General features: G+C 40.9%; 14 protein-coding genes. 8 read left to right on the plus strand and 6 right to left on the minus strand.

The features are described from left to right. Positions 1-13: 13 nt before the first annotated feature. The 4 genes from L1266_RS00380 to L1266_RS00395 form a co-directional block, all read right to left on the minus strand. Positions 14-3,187, minus strand: a complete 3,174-nt coding sequence (locus tag L1266_RS00380; protein WP_235376552.1) for an efflux RND transporter permease subunit — start codon at positions 3,185-3,187, stop codon at positions 14-16. Between the two features lie 14 nt (positions 3,188-3,201). Next, positions 3,202-4,407 (minus strand): efflux RND transporter periplasmic adaptor subunit, encoded by a 1,206-nt coding sequence (locus L1266_RS00385; RefSeq protein ID WP_166339337.1) that lies wholly within the window; start codon positions 4,405-4,407, stop codon positions 3,202-3,204. A gap of 202 nt (positions 4,408-4,609) precedes the next feature. Then, positions 4,610-5,302, minus strand: a complete 693-nt coding sequence (locus L1266_RS00390; protein ID WP_235376553.1) for a haloacid dehalogenase type II — start codon at positions 5,300-5,302, stop codon at positions 4,610-4,612. Between the two features lie 55 nt (positions 5,303-5,357). Then, positions 5,358-6,011: a peroxiredoxin-like family protein gene (locus L1266_RS00395; RefSeq protein ID WP_235376554.1), complete on the minus strand. Its 654-nt coding sequence runs from the start codon at positions 6,009-6,011 to the stop codon at positions 5,358-5,360. 106 nt (positions 6,012-6,117) lie between these two features. Here L1266_RS00395 and L1266_RS00400 point away from each other — a divergent pair, with 106 nt between their 5' ends. The 4 genes from L1266_RS00400 to L1266_RS00415 all read left to right on the plus strand — a co-directional run bounded on the left by L1266_RS00400 (position 6,118) and on the right by L1266_RS00415 (position 11,738). Continuing rightward, entirely contained in the window at positions 6,118-6,993 is an 876-nt protein-coding gene (locus L1266_RS00400; RefSeq protein ID WP_187490448.1) for a LysR family transcriptional regulator, read from the plus strand. Positions 6,994-7,078: 85 nt separating this feature from the next. Then, positions 7,079-7,639: an RNA polymerase sigma factor gene (locus tag L1266_RS00405; protein ID WP_138618220.1), complete on the plus strand. Its 561-nt coding sequence runs from the start codon at positions 7,079-7,081 to the stop codon at positions 7,637-7,639. Next, positions 7,636-8,706: a FecR family protein gene (locus L1266_RS00410; RefSeq protein ID WP_235376555.1), complete on the plus strand. Its 1,071-nt coding sequence runs from the start codon at positions 7,636-7,638 to the stop codon at positions 8,704-8,706. The genes L1266_RS00405 and L1266_RS00410 overlap by 4 nt, the downstream gene beginning before the upstream one ends. 215 nt (positions 8,707-8,921) lie before the next feature. Beyond that, positions 8,922-11,738, plus strand: coding sequence for a TonB-dependent receptor plug domain-containing protein (locus tag L1266_RS00415; protein WP_442960591.1), 2,817 nt, complete (start codon positions 8,922-8,924; stop codon positions 11,736-11,738). Between the two features lie 58 nt (positions 11,739-11,796). Here the strand turns inward: L1266_RS00415 and L1266_RS00420 are convergent, their stop codons facing one another. Next, on the minus strand, positions 11,797-12,195 hold the full coding sequence (locus L1266_RS00420) for an ExbD/TolR family protein (protein ID WP_235373585.1): 399 nt from the start codon (positions 12,193-12,195) through the stop codon (positions 11,797-11,799). A gap of 289 nt (positions 12,196-12,484) precedes the next feature. On the opposite strand from L1266_RS00420, the gene L1266_RS00425 reads away from it, so the two are divergent. Both L1266_RS00425 and L1266_RS00430 read left to right on the plus strand, forming a co-directional pair. Further along, positions 12,485-13,462, plus strand: a complete 978-nt coding sequence (locus L1266_RS00425; RefSeq protein ID WP_235376557.1) for a catalase family peroxidase — start codon at positions 12,485-12,487, stop codon at positions 13,460-13,462. A gap of 186 nt (positions 13,463-13,648) precedes the next feature. Further along, entirely contained in the window at positions 13,649-14,098 is a 450-nt protein-coding gene (locus L1266_RS00430) for a GNAT family N-acetyltransferase (RefSeq protein WP_235376558.1), read from the plus strand. Positions 14,099-14,347: 249 nt separating this feature from the next. Here the strand turns inward: L1266_RS00430 and L1266_RS00435 are convergent, their stop codons facing one another. After that, positions 14,348-15,319 carry a hypothetical protein gene (locus L1266_RS00435; protein WP_235376559.1) on the minus strand — a complete coding sequence of 324 codons (972 nt, stop codon included), beginning with the start codon at positions 15,317-15,319 and terminating at the stop codon, positions 14,348-14,350. Positions 15,320-15,557: 238 nt separating this feature from the next. On the opposite strand from L1266_RS00435, the gene L1266_RS00440 reads away from it, so the two are divergent. Beyond that, the gene (locus L1266_RS00440; protein WP_235376560.1) at positions 15,558-15,881 is read left to right on the plus strand and encodes a hypothetical protein; all 324 of its coding nucleotides are present in this window, start codon (positions 15,558-15,560) and stop codon (positions 15,879-15,881) included. A gap of 215 nt (positions 15,882-16,096) precedes the next feature. Then, on the plus strand, positions 16,097-16,483 hold the full coding sequence (locus L1266_RS00445) for a hypothetical protein (protein WP_235376561.1): 387 nt from the start codon (positions 16,097-16,099) through the stop codon (positions 16,481-16,483). Positions 16,484-16,654: the final 171 nt, after the last annotated feature.

Raw genomic sequence — 16,654 nt, forward strand, 5'->3', positions numbered from 1 at the left:
TGCCCTTCATTTTTTACAGGTTACCCTCTTGGGTTTTAACATGTTCTTGTTGATGATGTGCTGCTATCTCATCAGCAAGCTCTTGTCTTGAACGTTTTTCAGTTAACTTACGCGCCGTTAACCAATAAAAGAACAGCGGCACAAAGAATACAGCCAGGAATGTCGCTGCCATCATACCGCCCATTACACCGGTACCAACACTGTGACGGGCACCTGCACCTGCTCCAGAGCTAAGTACTAGAGGCACTACGCCTAAAATGAATGCAAGCGAAGTCATAATGATTGGTCGAAAACGTAAACGTGCAGCCTCAAGCGCAGCCGTACTTGCGCTCCAGCCTTGTTGATGTTTCATCAAGGCGTATTCAACAATAAGAATCGCGTTCTTACTGGCAAGACCAAGTAGTGTTACCAGACCAATTTGGAAGTACACATCGTTTGTCATGCCAACAACCCAAACTGCTATAAGCGCACCAAAGGTACCAAATGGCAGGGCAAGCATCACAGACAGTGGTAGTGACCAACGCTCATATAGCGCTGCTAGAATCAAAAATACCATGATCACAGCAAGGCCTAAGGCAATTCCTGTGGTGCCTGAACTGCGTTTCTCTTGGAATGCAGAGCCTGTCCACTCGTAGGTCATATTAGGTGGTAAAACGGCTTGTGCAATACGCTCAACTTCAGCAATAGCTTGACCCGAACTGTAACCCGGCGCTGCATTACCCATCAGTTTAACAGCAGGTAAGTTGTTATAACGATTTAGGTTTTCTGGGCCACGGCTATACTCGATAGTGGTAAAGGCTGAAAGCGGCACCATAGTACCTTGGTTGTTTTTAACATAGATACGGCCAATGTCATCAGGCTTCATTCTAAATTCAGCGTCTGCAGACATTAGTACTTGCCATGCGCGACCAAATTTATTGAAGTCGTTAACATAATAAGTCCCCAAGTTACCGGCAAGGGCAGTGAACGCATCATCAATTTCTACACCCATGGCACGAGCTTGTTCACGGTCAACATCAACACGTAGCTGTGGTGCGTCAGGGCGCCAAAGTGTTTGCAGGCCACTGATAATAGGGCTCTTTTGTGCTTCAGCTGTCATCAACTGCATTGCATGTTGAAGTTTGTCTGGGTCGCTATCACCTTTGTTTTGAATGTAAAACTCAAAACCACCTGTGTTACCTAAACCAAAAATAGCCGGAGGATTAAAGGCAAGAACGAGCGCCTCTTTAATACCTGCTGTTTTCATGAAGAGCTCTTGCACCAGCGCCTTGGTATCAACTTCGCGCTCATCCCAATGTTTTTGTGTCACGAATAAGGTTGCAGCGCTGTTTTTGTAACCACCGCCAATAAAGTCAAAACCGGTAAACGCTACCACGTTTTCGTTCGCTGGGTTTGATTGCACGGCCTCAACAACTTGCTGCGTGACTTGCTCTGTGCGTTCAAGTGATGAACCGTCAGGTAAGAAGATTGCAGAGATGTAATAACCTTGGTCTTCATCTGGCACAAGCGAACCTGGGGTGTTTTGCCAAAGGCCAATCGTTACGGCAATCATACCTGTCATTAAGATCAGACCTAACAGACCACGGCGCACCATAAATCCAACAGCACCAACGTAACGGCCGGTGATCTTGGTAAACATGTCGTTAAACCATAAGAAGAAGCGGGCAGTTTGCTTGTGTTCTTGTTTTAAAATAAGTACACAAAGCGCTGGCGTCATCGTTAAAGCAACGACACCCGATAAACTTACAGCAATCGAAATTGTAATAGCGAACTGGCGGAATAACTCACCGGTTAAGCCACCTAAAAACGCAATTGGCACAAACACTGAGCAAAGTACTAAAACAATTGCCACCACCGGGCCGCTTACTTCGCCCATCGCTTTAACAGCGGCTTCTCTAGCACCGAGCCCTTCTTCGTGCATGATACGCTCAACGTTTTCAAGCACCACGATGGCATCATCAACAACAATACCAATCGACAGCACCATACCGAATAAGGTGAGTGAGTTAATTGAGTAACCCAGCATATACATACCGGCAAATGTGCCCAGTAGTGATACTGGCACTGCAAGAGTTGGAATAAGCGTGGCGCGCCAGTTTTGTAAAAATAAGTACACCACTAAGAATACTAATACCATGGCTTCAAGCAGTGTTTTTACAACTTCACGAATCGATACTTCAACAAAGCGGGTTGTGTCGTAAGAAGTTAAATGTGCAAGTCCGGTCGGGAACTGGCTTTTCATTTCTTCAATAACACTGTTTACTTCTTCAGCTACATCAAGAGCGTTAGCACCCGGTTGCAAGAAGATACCTAACAGTACCGCTTCTTTACCGTTAATCGTCCCTTTGAAGTTATAGTCTTTTGAGCCAAGCTCAACGCGGGCAACGTCTTTTAAGCGTAAGCTACTGCCGTCAGTGTTTGAACGAATAATGATATTTTCAAACTGCTCAGGCTCAGACAAACGCCCTTGTGCAGTTACACTGTAAACCAGCTCTTGTGGAGATTGTGTAGTTGGTGTTGCACCAATTTTACCTGCCGCATATTGTGAATTTTGTACGCGAATTGCCCCTGCAATTTCTTCAACAGTAACACCTAACTGGCTCATTACATCAGGGCGCAGCCAAATACGCATTGCGTAATCTTTGGCACCAAAAATTTGTACACTGGTAGTGCCTGGAATACGTTTAACACGGTCTAGCACGTTCATAGTGACATAGTTTGATGTCCATAAACTTGAACGTGTTCCATCTGGTGAGTAGAAGGCATGAACTTGTAAAAAGCTAGAAGAACCTTTTTGAACCACCACACCTTGGCGGCGTGTTTCTTCAGGTAAACGCGCTTCAACCTGCTTAACACGGTTGTTTACGTTAACGGCTGCTTGGTCAACATCAGTACCAATTTCAAAAGTAACTTCGATGGTCGTTGAACCTGCACTGGTTGACGTTGATGACATATACATCATGCCTTCAACACCGGTAATGGCATTTTCAATCGGTGTCGCTACCGTTTGCTCAAGCACATCGGCAGATGCACCGGGGTAGGCTGCGGTTACTTGTACAACCGGTGGTGCTATTTCAGGATATTGCGCCACAGGTAAGCTGCGCATCGCAGCAAGGCCCGCAAGCACAATAACAATAGAGATAACAAACGCAAAAATGGGTCTGTCTATAAAGTAACGAGAAAACATAAGACTCCCTGTGCTTATTCTGCGTGGCTTGGGTTAGCGGCTGGTTTGCCAACATTGACTGGCATACCCGGGAAGAAAATACGTGCCATGCCATCAACAATAACTTGGTCACCTTCTTTTAACCCACTGCGAATTAACCAAAAATTTTGGTATTGCTCGTTTTCTGGTTTTTTGATCCATTCACCTACAGTAACAGGGGCAGGTAAAGCGACATCCATACCTTGCTCGTTTTTACTTACTACATAAACAAACTTACCGGTGCCGTTATCAAGCACTGCACGTTGCGGAACAATGAAAGCGTTTTTGCGTACTGCACCACTTAACTCAACGCGAACGAATTGGCCCGGGCGAAGTTGAAAATCAGGGTTAGGAATAATTGCCTGAAACTCACTGGTACCTGTGTTTGGATTAATACGCACATCAGAGAAGTTAACTTCACCGGTTTGTCCGTATAACGAGCCATCTTGCAGTTTAATTTGTGTTTTCCAATGGCCTTGCTCAGGTAACGTCAGTGAGCCATTTTTAACATCTTGACGCATTTGCAGTTGTTCACGCTCAGATAAGCCAAAACGAATACGAATAGGGTCAAACTGAGTCATTTGAGTCAGTAATAAATCTGGACCAGAAACATAAGTGCCTTCAGAAACAAACTCACGTCCCATTACACCTGCAACAGGGGCTTTCACTTGCGCATATTCAAGGTTTAGTTGCGCTTCTTTTAAGGCAACTTTTGCAGCTGCTAAATCAGTTTTAGCAATATCATTGGTTGAACTAGCGTTATCGTAGTCACGTTGTGAAACGGACTTTTCGGCACGTAGTTTAGCTAATCGTTTAACATCACGATCAGCTTGAACAAGCGCTGCTTTTGCACCATCAAGTGCTGCTTGCGCACGATCAACCGCAAGTTGATAAGGTTCAAGGTCAATTGTAAACAGTGATTGGCCTTGCTCTACACGCTGACCTTCTTCAAAGTTGCGTGATTCAAGAATACCGGTGACACGGGCACGAACTTCAACTTCTTTTGAACCAGACAGCGTAGCTGGCAGCTCAATAGTAAAAGGTGCATCGTGAGTTTCCATTGTCATAGTCGCGACAGCGGCGGGGTGCATTTGACCCTGTTGTTGCTGTGGCGCTTCAGAACAACCTTGCAGTAGCAAAGGAGCAGAAACTAATAACAACGCAGATAATGATAATTTGGCAGGTGCGAAAGGCAGACGCATGTTTACTCCACAGTCCAATTGTTAAGTAGGTATACATAAAAAGTAGTCTATCAGGGTGAAAGACGTCACTATGCATTTTCAATTAGCGTTTAGTTTATACCCAAAAAAGAGAAAGGTACACCCTGTAGTTTACTTTTTTATTAGGCACAAAAAAACGCAAAGCATTTTCGCTTTGCGTTAATTTAAGGGTTTAAATCGTTTTTTACTTTTTCGTTAGTAAAGAGGCTAACTCTTCAAGGTTTTTAACAATGTAATCTGGTTGCTTTGCCAGTGGGTAAAGCGCTTTACCGGGCCTTGCGATAAACGCTGTTTGCATACCCGCTTCTTTAGCGCCTGCTACATCCCAGCCGTGAGCAGCAACCATCAAGGCTTCGTGAGGCGCTACATTTAATTGTTCAAGCAACCACTTGTAAGCGCGAAGATCGGGTTTATACACTTTAATATCTTCAACACTGTAACGGTGAGTAAAGTAATCTGTTAAACCAGCATGTTGGAACTGTGCTTTTACACCGTTGTTTGACGAATTTGTAAAGCTGACCAGTTTGTAGTTTTGCTTTAATTTCGCTAAAGCTGGTTTAACATCGCTATGGGCAGGTAAAGATAAAAGCGGTGGCACAATCGCTTGTTTAGCTTGCTCGTTGGTTAACGAAATTTGATTATTACTTGCCACCATCATCAGTGCTGCAACGCCGATTTCACCAAAATCATGATAATCATTCGATACCGTACTTACTAAAGAGTGGTGAAGCATTGTCGAAAACCAAAGTGGCAATAGCTGGGTATTGCCATCAAGCGCTTTAGCGACTGAGGTTTGCATTTGTTCAAGATCAAGCAAGGTTTCGTTGACATCAAACACAATTACTTTTGGTTTTGCTTGGTGTTGAGACTCTGCCATTGTGCCTCCCGAGTAAGTTAGGGTTACCAATAAAACTAGACTAAAAAATACTTTTTTAAACATGATTTAGTGCCTTAACTGCGTTAAGAACATCTAAAGGCTCTGCTCTTAGAGTGTAATCTTCATGGGCAAATGCAAATTGAATTACCCCTTGGCTATCAATAACGTAGGTTGCTGGTAATGGTAATTCGTAGCTTTCGTCACCATTGACTTTTGGAATATCTAAACCAAGTTGATCGTAAACAGGGATCAAGCGTTCATCCAAAGTGAATACCAAACCACACTTTTTAGCCAATGAGTTAGACACATCAGAAAGCACCATATAAGCTAGCTCGTTTTGCTGTTGGGTAGATAGTGATTCATCAGGTAACTGAGGCGAAACAGCAACTAACTGTGCATTTTGATCAGCAAATGCTTGTTGCATATTGTTAAGTGCACGTAGCTCTAAATTACAATATGGGCACCAGCCACCACGGTAAAAACTCAGCACAAGCGGGCCTTTAGTTAGCAGTTCAGTCGAGCTGATTTGTTTGCCCTTGCTGTCGGGTAATTCAAATGCTGGAAACTTATCACCGACTTTTAAAGCATGTTCACTTAATTGTTCAGCAATTAGTTTTTCAGTCGTTACATCCATCAAATTTAAGATATCAGCTGGGACATTGGCTTTCTTTTGCACTTCAAAGGCGTCGATTTGGGTTTTTAAAGACATACATGCTCCAATCATTTTTTACAATTAGTAGCAAGTATAGAGTTTTAAATATTTATATATACAATACAAAACTGAAACCTAAATTCGAAAATATTGAATGAAAGCCATGTACAGTTTATGTGATTTAGAAACCTTTATTGCCATAGTTGAAAACCAAGGTGTAGTTGCCGCCGCTAAAGCTCAGGGCCTCTCACCAGCTACGGTAAGTCATCGCTTAAGTAAGTTAGAAAAAGCATTAAGTACTGTATTGTTGTTTCGTGATAGTCGGCGAATACGCTTATCGCCTGCAGGCGAGCTGTTTTATCAACGTGCTGGTGCCATTTTAGAGGCCTTGTATGATGCAGAGCATCAAATTGGCGCACGGGGTTCAGCAGTGACAGGGCTTTTACGAGTCACTATGCCGCCTTGGGTATTTTCAAAATTTGTGATGCCTGAGCTTGGCCACTTTGAACAGCAATTTCCCGACTTAAAACTCGATTTTATGATCACAGACCAATTTGTGAATATTGTGGATGATGCCCAAGATGTGGCTATTCGAGTTGGTCAGTTAGCAGATTCAAACCTGCTTTCTCGTAAGCTGGTTAATAATTCACGTATTTTGTGCGCAGCACCGAGCTATATTGAAAAATATGGGCAACCTAAGTCGGTGGCTGATCTTAAAGACCATTACTGGGTGTGTTTGCCATGGCAGCGACAGCTTAAATTTAGCGAAGGCGGACAAGTCATTAATTATAATGCGAGAACGCGTTTTACTGTCTCTAATTCAGATAACATGACACAGGCTGCGATTGCAGGTCATGGCATAGCGATTAAATCTTATATTGCAATTAAAGACGATTTAGCCGAAGGGCGGTTAATTGAAGTACTCCCTAATAGCCTAGTTGATGCTGATGCACCAGTGTGGTTTTTAAAACCACAAAACAGCCTAGTGACGCGCAAAACAGAGGTTTTTTATGAGTTTATGAAATCTTTGTTTACTTAAGGTACAAAAACTTAACAAATGGCTTGTAATTAAACTGAAATCTCGTACCCTAAAGCAATAAAAATATAATAAAGGTGAGTTAAGGATGACAGAACAAACTGGGGTTATCACCGCTTTTACCGAGATATCGAGCAAGCTTAGGCGCTTTGTATCGCGAATTGTCAGCCCTGATGATGTAGAAGATATTGTACAAGAAACGTTTATAAAAAGTTATGAAGCTGATCTTAAGCAAAATATCGAATATACTCACAGTTACATGCTGAAAACAGCTAAACATTTAGCGCTGAATCACATCGCTAAATGGGACAATAAATACAAAGAATCGTTAGATGAACAACAACAGGTTGAGCATCATATGCGTTCAATGGCACTTGAAGATGAAGTGACTTCTAAAGAACGTTTTTTGTTTTTTTGCCGAGTAACTAACGAATTAAGCCCTCAGGTTAAAAAATGTTTTATCTTAAAAAAAGTCTATGGCTTAAGCCAAAAGGAAATTGCAGCTAAAATGGATCTCAGCGAGAGTACTGTTGAAAAACATATAGCCAAAGGCTTATTACATGTTCACCGAGCAATGAAATCACACGATGTACAACCCCAGGCATTTACCCCTACCACAGAGTTCACTGCAAAAGAGGTGAGCAAATGAGTAATGTTCATCCATTTTCATCAAAAGACATGATTCAAGAGCAAGCGAGTCATTGGATCAGTGCAATTGATCGTGGCTTATCTAAAGATGAAGTAAGCCAATTACATATCTGGGCTCATCAAAGTATGGCTCATCAAGAGGCACTGTTTGAACTTGCGACCTTGTGGGATGAAATGAGTGTGCTTAATGAGTTAAGTAGTTTGTTTCCTTATAAAGCACCGCAAAAACAACCTGCTGTATTTGGTATGTCAACCGCAGCCAGCTTTTTAGTGGTGATGTTGCTTGGTTGTATCATGCTTATCTATTCAAGCTATTGGCAAAGTGAAGAAAATGACTACGCCAAATTTACCAAAATTTACCGCACTAAAGTGGGTGAGCAAGCTGAATTTGTGTTACCAGACAGCACTATTGTGCAGCTCAATACCAATACTAAACTTGAAGTTGCTTACACAGGCGATCGTCGTCAATTAATTTTGAGTCGCGGTGAAGGGCGCTTCAATGTTGCCAAAGATCCGAGCCGTCCGTTTACGGTTATTGCTGGTGATAAATCATTTACTGCACTTGGTACGGTGTTCAATGTTCAGCGAAATACCGCTTCAGACCTAGAGCTAGTGGTGACTGAGGGCAAGGTGATGATTGCTGATCCGAGTACGCAGGTTGATGCTAGCGACTTTAATCGTTTAAAAGACGCCTCAGATAACAGTGAAGATATAAAAGCGCTTCGCGCTAATGTTGTTGTATCTGGTGAGAAAGCACTGATAAAACAAAGTAAAACAGAACCAATTAAGCAGTTATCTGTTGATGACGTACAACGTGATTTGGCATGGCAACAAGAAATGCTGATTTTTAATGGCGAGTCTTTAGACGAAGCTCTGCAAGAGGTGAGTCGTTATACCGCCACACGTTTTGAATTAAATGATCCAGAACTTGCCTCTTTAAAAGTGGCTGGCGTGTTTAAAACTGGTGACATTAAAGGTTTGCTTGATTCTTTACAGGTCAACTTAGGTGTAGAACATCAACGTTTAGGTGAACATCGTGTTAGCTTAACTATCGCTGCAAAAGGTTAGTTCTGTCTATGAGAATACGCCAATCTAATGATGTTAATTGTGCGCCACTTTCTCGTCACGAAAAATTAATTAAAAAAAAGTTAAATTTACATAGCGGATTTTTCTTCCTCACTTGTTTGTTTAAATTGCGCAGTAAGCAATTGCCGTTGTTACCTGCCTCTTTTGTTATTTATGGCCTTACAGCAGGCCAAGTAGCAATAGCGGCTGAAAAACAAATGCTGCAATTTGACATCAAAGCGCAACGAGCTGATTTGGCGTTAATCGAATTTGCAAAGCAAACCGAACAAACAGTCATTTTTTCTTTCGAATTAGCAAAGCAATATCAAGCGCAATCAGTGTTTGGTTTTTACACCAAACTTGATGCACTGAATGCGATGCTAGAAGGCACTGAGCTCGATGCGGTTGTTGATCAACAAGGCTTGCTGAGTATAAAACTCAAACAAGTAGATAGGATAGATAATAACATGATCAAAGTATCAGGGGTCAGCGCTGCAGTCGTGCCATTACTGCTTGCCGCCAATACGCAAGCGTTAGCAGAAGATCAATCAGCAGAACAAAACATCGAAAAAATTGCCGTTGTCGGTAGCCGTGTAGCAGGACGCTCGGTTGAAGATTTACCGGTTCCGGTTGATATTTTAAGTGCCGAAGCACTCGAGAATACAGGTCAAACAGAAGTTGGCCGTATGCTTCAGGCTATTGCACCGTCTTTTAACTTTTCAAGCTCGTCTATCAGTGATGGTACTGATGCACTTCGCCCTGCAACATTACGTGGCTTAGGGCCAGATCAAACCTTAGTTCTTATCAATGGTAAACGCCGCCACCAAGCGAGCCTTATTCACATTAATACGTCAGTAGGTCGTGGTACGGCGGGTACCGACATGAATGCTATTCCTGCTGCTGCAATCAAACGTATTGAAGTATTACGTGATGGTGCTGCTGCGCAATATGGTTCAGATGCCATCGCAGGCGTTATTAATATCGTATTAAAAGACGCTGAAGAGGGCGGTAAAGCGGCTATTAATTACGGTGAGTATTCAGAAGGCGATGGCGAAACTGTAACTGTTGATTTCAACAAAGGTTTTGCTTTAGGTGATGAAGGTTATTTAAATACCACAATCAACTACCGTGACCGTGCGCCGACAAACCGTGCTGGCCTTCATGGCTCATGTCAATTTTACGGCTGTACTGAACTTGATGACGGTACGCTTTTAGCAGGCGACCCTCGTGAGTTAACGGCACCTCGTGATACGTTTAGAATTGGTGATGCAGATTCACAGCAATTTGCTCTAACCGTTAATACTGGCTATGAACTTGCTGGTGGTGAGCTATATGGCTTCATCACTTATTCAAATCGTGAAAACGAATCAGCTGCGTTTTTCCGTCACAACGCTAATGCTAATGGTAACCCTGTATTACAAGATGGTGATGCAACCATTCCTATGGGTTTCTTACCGAAAATTAATACTGTAATTGATGACGTATCTTATAACTTTGGTTATAAAAAATCGTTCGATAATGACTCAAGCATTGATTTATCGTACACCTACGGTGAAAACAGCATTGATTACACAACAAGCGACACTATCAACGGCTCTTACGCTAACTACCTTCGCTATGACCAAGGTTTAACGGCTGATGAAATTCGTGCCACTATTCCGCGTTCAGCGTATGCATATGGCCTTGAATTATCACTGCAAACTTTAAATCTTGATTACACAAAAGATTACGATAACTTCTCATTAGCACTAGGTGCTGAGCTTCGTACTGATGAGTTCCGTATTCTTGAAGGTAGCGAATACGCATACCGTGATTACGATACAGTTGATGGTGTGAGCATCTATTCTGGCTTGAATGGCGGTGTAGGTAGTGTTGACGCTGCAAGCGGTACGCAAGGGTTTGGTGGCTCAGATCCGGCATCATCTGTTGATGAGTCGCGCGATGTGATCTCATTCTATATGGATGCAGAAACCTATGTTATCGATGATGTAATTATTTCAGGTGCGGTGCGTTACGATAACTACAAAGGCTTTGGTGACACAGTTAACTTTAAGTTAGCGGGTAACTGGTCTGTGACTGAAGATGTGTCTTTACGTGGTGCATTAAGCACAGGTTTTAGAGCACCTTCTATGCAACAACTTTACTTTAATAACGTAAGTACACAGTTTGTTGTAGGCGATGATGGCAGCTTAGTGGCTGAGCAAGTAGGTACGTTTAGAAACGACAGTACCTTAGCGCAATCAATTGGTATTCCTAAGCTAAAAGAAGAGAAATCACAAAACCGTAGTTTAGGTATTGTGTATAACGTTACCGACAATATCAATTTAACCATTGATTACTACTCAATTGATATCGACGACCGTATCGTTATTTCTAACCGTTTAGGTAAAGGTTTATCAGATACGCTAGATGCTGCACTTGAAAGCTCAGGCGCAGGTGCGGGTCAGTTCTTCTTAAATGGTGCCGACACAGAAACAGAAGGTGTTGATTTAGTTGCTACATGGAACACAGAAGGCCTTGGCGGCACGCTAGATTTCACCTTTGCTGCTAACTTCACTAAAACTGATGTGGTTGATTTATTTACGCCATCAGGCAGTGGCCTTGAAACTATTCCGGTAGAAGATGTGTTTTCTGCCCAAGAAACGTCAATTATCGAAGAATGGCAACCAGAAGACCGCATTAACTTAAGTGCGCTTTACCGTTTAGAAGATTGGACAGTAAACCTATCTCTAAACCGTTACGGCGAATACACAGTTGAAGATGGTGGCCGTCAAACATACGGTGCTGAAATCTTAACTGATGTTAAAGTTAACTATTTCTTTAATGAAAACCTATCATTTAACATTGGTGCAAATAACTTATTTGATGTTTACCCAGATAAGAACACCATTGGTAATTCACGCTCGGGTACGATTGTTGATGCTAGCGGCAACACAATTGTTTCAAGCCCTGGTGTATTCACTTACTCACGTCGTTCAGCACCATTTGGTTTTAATGGTGCGTACTACTACGTAGGTGCAGAGTACAAGTTCTAAACTCCCTTTAGATTCCTTTATTATTTAACTTGCAAAGGGCCGTTAGGCCCTTTTTTAGTTATAAAGACGTGCTTATAGCAATTGGCACATCTTGATATTGTTTTATTTTATCAAGCAAGGTTACTAAGGTTTTGTGACTGCTTCGCTCACTTGCTGTTACTTGCACATTGGTCATTTCAAACTGTGCGGCAAATAAGGCAAGGTTAGCGATTATCTGCTCTGGTGTGATAAGCCTATTTGCAAAGTAAATACTGCCGTTTTCAGTGATAGTAAATTGCGCTTGTTTTTTAGGGTTTTCAAGACTTGGTTTTGCTAAAGGGCGATTGACTTCAATAGCGCGCTCTTTAACAAATGAGGTTGTGACGATAAAGAATATCAGCAAGATAAACACAATATCGAGCATAGGGGTCATATCTGCATCAGCGTTTGCAGTGGTTTTTTTATGTTGTTTCACCATAATTAGGTCCTTGTTGTTTTTGACCAAGCCACAAAATTTACGATTAAGTGGACTAGCCATAGTCGTGATTAATACCACGGATTATTTTAAAATGCTGGGCGCCACAGCAGTTTTTCGGATCCTAAATTTAAAGTTAGCAGCTTTTAAAAAAACGGTGGTTAAATAAATATTCTAAGTTTATTAAATGTTTGTAGCGTTTTTGTTGGTAAAAATATTTATTAACTTTGATGAAATCATTTCGAAGTGTATCTGGTCATTTTTGTCGGAACTAAGTTTAAAGGATGGATAAATGATAAAAATTACGTCTTTAGTTTGTGCGATGTGTCTTGTTTTACCGACAGCAAGTTTTGCTGAGCAATCAGTAAACGGGCAAGATTTTATTAATTTATTCGAAAAGCTGTCAGGTAAGCAGCCCGGTATCAGAAAAGGTCACGCCAAAGGGGTGTGCGCTGTTGGCACATTTACACCTAATCAAGCAGCAAAGCAGTATTCAATCAGCCCTTTATTTAACGCACCGTCAAAAACAAATATTCGCTTTTCTATGGGCGGGGGTAACCCTCACGCTGATGAAACATCACGTTCTCCACGCGGAATGGGGGTGCAGTTTTTACTAGAAAATGGTGATGTGCACAATATTGCAGGGCTAACAACGCCTGTATTTCCAGGCAACAGCCCAGATGCGTTTTTTGGTTTGCTTAGTACCTTAGTACCTGACGAAAAAACAGGGCAAATTGATTTTGCAAAAGTAAAAGCATACAGAGAGCAGAACCCGAGTACTTTAGGGCAATTTAATTGGCTGCAAAGCCATAACCCGCCAGCATCGTATGTGTCTTCACGTTATTTTGGTGTGCATACCTTTTACATGGTTGATGAAAAGGGCGCTAAGCATGCCTTTAGATGGACCATGGTGCCAGAAGAGCCAGAACTGGTGCTAACAGAAGAGCAAATGAAAACCTTCCCTAAATCTTTTCTAGCTAAGCGACTTGAAGTGGATTTAGCGAAAGGGAAGGTGCATTATCGTTTTCAAGCAGAGTTAGCCGAGCCGGGTGATGCGTTAACGGATCCTTCAGTACAATGGCCTGCGGATCGCAGAACAATTGAATTAGGAAAGCTAACCATAGAATCAACAGGTGAGTCAGGCTGCGATCTTACTAATTATGACCCAAACCTGTTGTCTAAAGGTTTTATGCCAAGTGATGACAAAGTACTTAAATTACGCTCAACAGCCTATGCAATTTCATTTGCTAAGCGTTTAACGGGTCAATAAATAAAACTAAATCGCTTGGCGGTGCTCCCGATTATTTGATTACCAAATAAACTTGGTGGTTTAACGACCAAGCGATTTTAATGTAAAAGTTGTCGTATATAGTTAAAGTCATATTTTTCAATTATGTATTGTTTTTATTCACTTTACCCATATCTATACATTTACTGAAAAAATAAAGGGAATTTTATGAATGTAACTTTGCGTGATGTTACGAAGGATAATTGGCTAGATGTAATTCACTTAGAAATAACTAAAGAGCAAGAGGATTACGTAGCGTTAAATTCAGAGTCTATCGCTGAATCAAGCTTTTATTCCCATTATGTTAATCGAGCAATATATCGTGAAGATGAGGTTGTCGGTTTTATTCAATACTACCAAGAGCTTGAAGAAGGGCTACCTGATGAGTTTTACATTGCTCAGTTTATGGTTGATGTAAAATATCAAGGCCAAGGTATAGGTAAAATCGCAACAGAATTAGTAATTAACGAGATGAAAAAAATTCCAGAATGTAAAAAAATAACCATACTCTATATGCCTGGCCACCATATGATGCGCAAATTTTATTCTCAGTTTGGTTTTGTGGTCACCGAAGAAGACGATGAAGACGGTGTTGTAATGGAGCTAGATGTTAAATAGTAGGAACGCTTTTTTAGGGGAGCTTAGTTATCATCAACCTTTATTATATCTTGTCACGTTAGATTGGTGGGCCTTAATAAAATATGGGAGTCTTATAAACGTGTGAAGCAGGCTGTTGGATGAACTCGTTTTTGGACAAAAACACGTTAGAGTATTTAATCAGTAACGCCGCATTAAGGTGTGAGCAACACTTGGCTATACTTGAGCCAAGCGTTGCGAATCACTATTAAATGCTTTGTTATACCATTGCTAACACCTAAGCTCTCCAGTTTCAGTTATGTACTCTAACTCTGAAACCATGGCTTCTACATCTAGTTCACCAGATACATCTAAACAAAGATTTCGACAGAAACCAAGTGCCAGCGCCTCCATGTAATCGGTTAGTAAATCATCCTCGATTTGCATATAGGAGATTAAAAAATATGCCATGATTCGACGATTTATATTTTCAACATATTCCGGTGGACTTGGGCATAATCTGGACGCTATATACTCAAATAGGAAATATGTGTAGTACAAAACGTATGGAAGCCTCGTGTACAAATATCGTTGCTGTGAATAAATTTGACTACCGCCAGAAAACACAAAATTGATGTTCAAGAGCTCTGTTTTGATAGCCTTATGTTCCGTAAACAAATGAGTCGCTTGGTTACAGATTCGGTCAAAGCTATCGAAGCTTGATTTTTGATAACGTAACTCCGCCAAATACTCTGGACTTAATAGTTCTGCCATGCCGATTTTTTGCAGAACTTTACTAATTCGCTTAGTGTGCCCCTCTGGGCCACCACCGTTCTTCGGTCTGAGGAACATAGGGTCTTCAGATAATTTTTGAACAAAATCGACTTCACTTATTGCCATTGCTTCTAGTAGATATAAGCTTTCTTGGATAGGTTTGCGAAGCAACATGAACGATACTGCCATCTTTCCCTTTTTTGCCGATTCAAGCGCTTCAAAGAAGCAATGCAACATATCAGATAGAACAGCAGGTAAAACGACGGTCCGGATAACTAAGTTACGATGTGCAAATTTTCCATTTTGCTCTAACCAGTCCAAGATATTTTGATCGTCGATATTTTCCAGAGAAGATATTTCATGCTCTTCAAACGTAAACTTTTGATTAAAGGCACCTTGTTCTTCACCAGAGCGTAAAAATTCAACCATTACATCATGCATGTACATGCACGTTGTATGAGCATCTTGGAACTCATCAGGTAACTTCATGTTTCTCCTTACTTATTCAAATGGTATAACATGTTTATAGCGAACTAATCGCGCGTTTTTCTACCACAGCGTAGCTCGTTTTTTTTATTAGATTATCTCTAACAAACTTGTTAACTAATTGCCAGTGTTATTAAAATTTAGGAGTTCTCGCTTTTACCTCAAGATAAAAACGTGCGACAGGGTCGTTTTCTTGACAATGCGAGTAATATACTGTGACGAAATAGACTATTTTGTCTCGATGCTAGCCGATGATTTCATTGATGAACACGTCAAATTTAAATTTGTTAATTCAGAAAAATCAAAACTCCGCGAGGATATGATAAGTAAGCTAAATGATGAAGTTATCTATAGTTCAATCGAAATAAATGAGATTATGGTTGGCGCTAACGTAGTTTTTGTAAAAATGACTGAATCCGGTAAAGTTAAACCAGCTCATTTAGAAAAAACTATAGAGTACAATAAAACCAATATTGTTTCACTTGAATTTAACCAATTAGGTTTAATCAAACATATCCGGCGTCATCACGGGAAATTGGAAACTAGCAAAGTGAAAAAGAATTAGGGCGTCTAAATATTGGCTAGATGTCCGTCCCTCAGTGATTTTAGCTAACATTAATACATTTTCTATGATGTAGTTATGTCTTAAGTGATTAGTATAGAAATCTCTAAAATAAGTTTTTTACATAGCTTTTAATGAGTATTACAGCACTGTGTATAGGCTAACGGAGCAAGGTTTGGCTAAAGTCAAAGCATAAAAATTTATTTAAAGGTAATAAAGTGAACATCAAGTATATGTTATTGCTCGTTATAGTTTTCTTTAGCTTAGGCTGTACTACTTCTAGTCAGCTTTATTATGTTGATACTGAAGGCAATGAAAAGCTTGCTTGTGACGTAGAGTTTATTGGTATGCCAAGTGTCGATAAATTTGCTGTTGAATATGCTTTAAGCCTTTGTGCCAAAAGTATTGTGAAAAAAGGCGGAGTGATAAAAGAAGAGCATCTTTTATCGATTGATACAGCTATTCCCTTAGCTCCGTGTGAAAAGGCTTGGACTCATGAACTAGTTAAGCAGCAATATCAGTCTAATAATTTAACGAAGAAAGAGTATGGGTATATTGTTGCTAATATAGACCTAGGTTTGGCTACAGTGAATAAGTGCACATAAGTGTTACTTAAAAGGACGTGAAATGCTTGGCTTTACTCATTGTGTTCATTATTTTAGCCAACTATTAAATGCTGGCGTCATGTTTTCATGGAGTAGTGGTGAATTAAGGAAACTGGGATGGCGCAATTTTTAAAGCTTGCCATTGGTAGGCTTTGGAGTGAGTGTTATAAC

This window comes from Pseudoalteromonas sp. Cn5-37 (assembly GCF_021532495.1).
In the GTDB taxonomy this organism is placed as follows: Bacteria; Pseudomonadota; Gammaproteobacteria; order Enterobacterales; family Alteromonadaceae; genus Pseudoalteromonas; species Pseudoalteromonas simplex.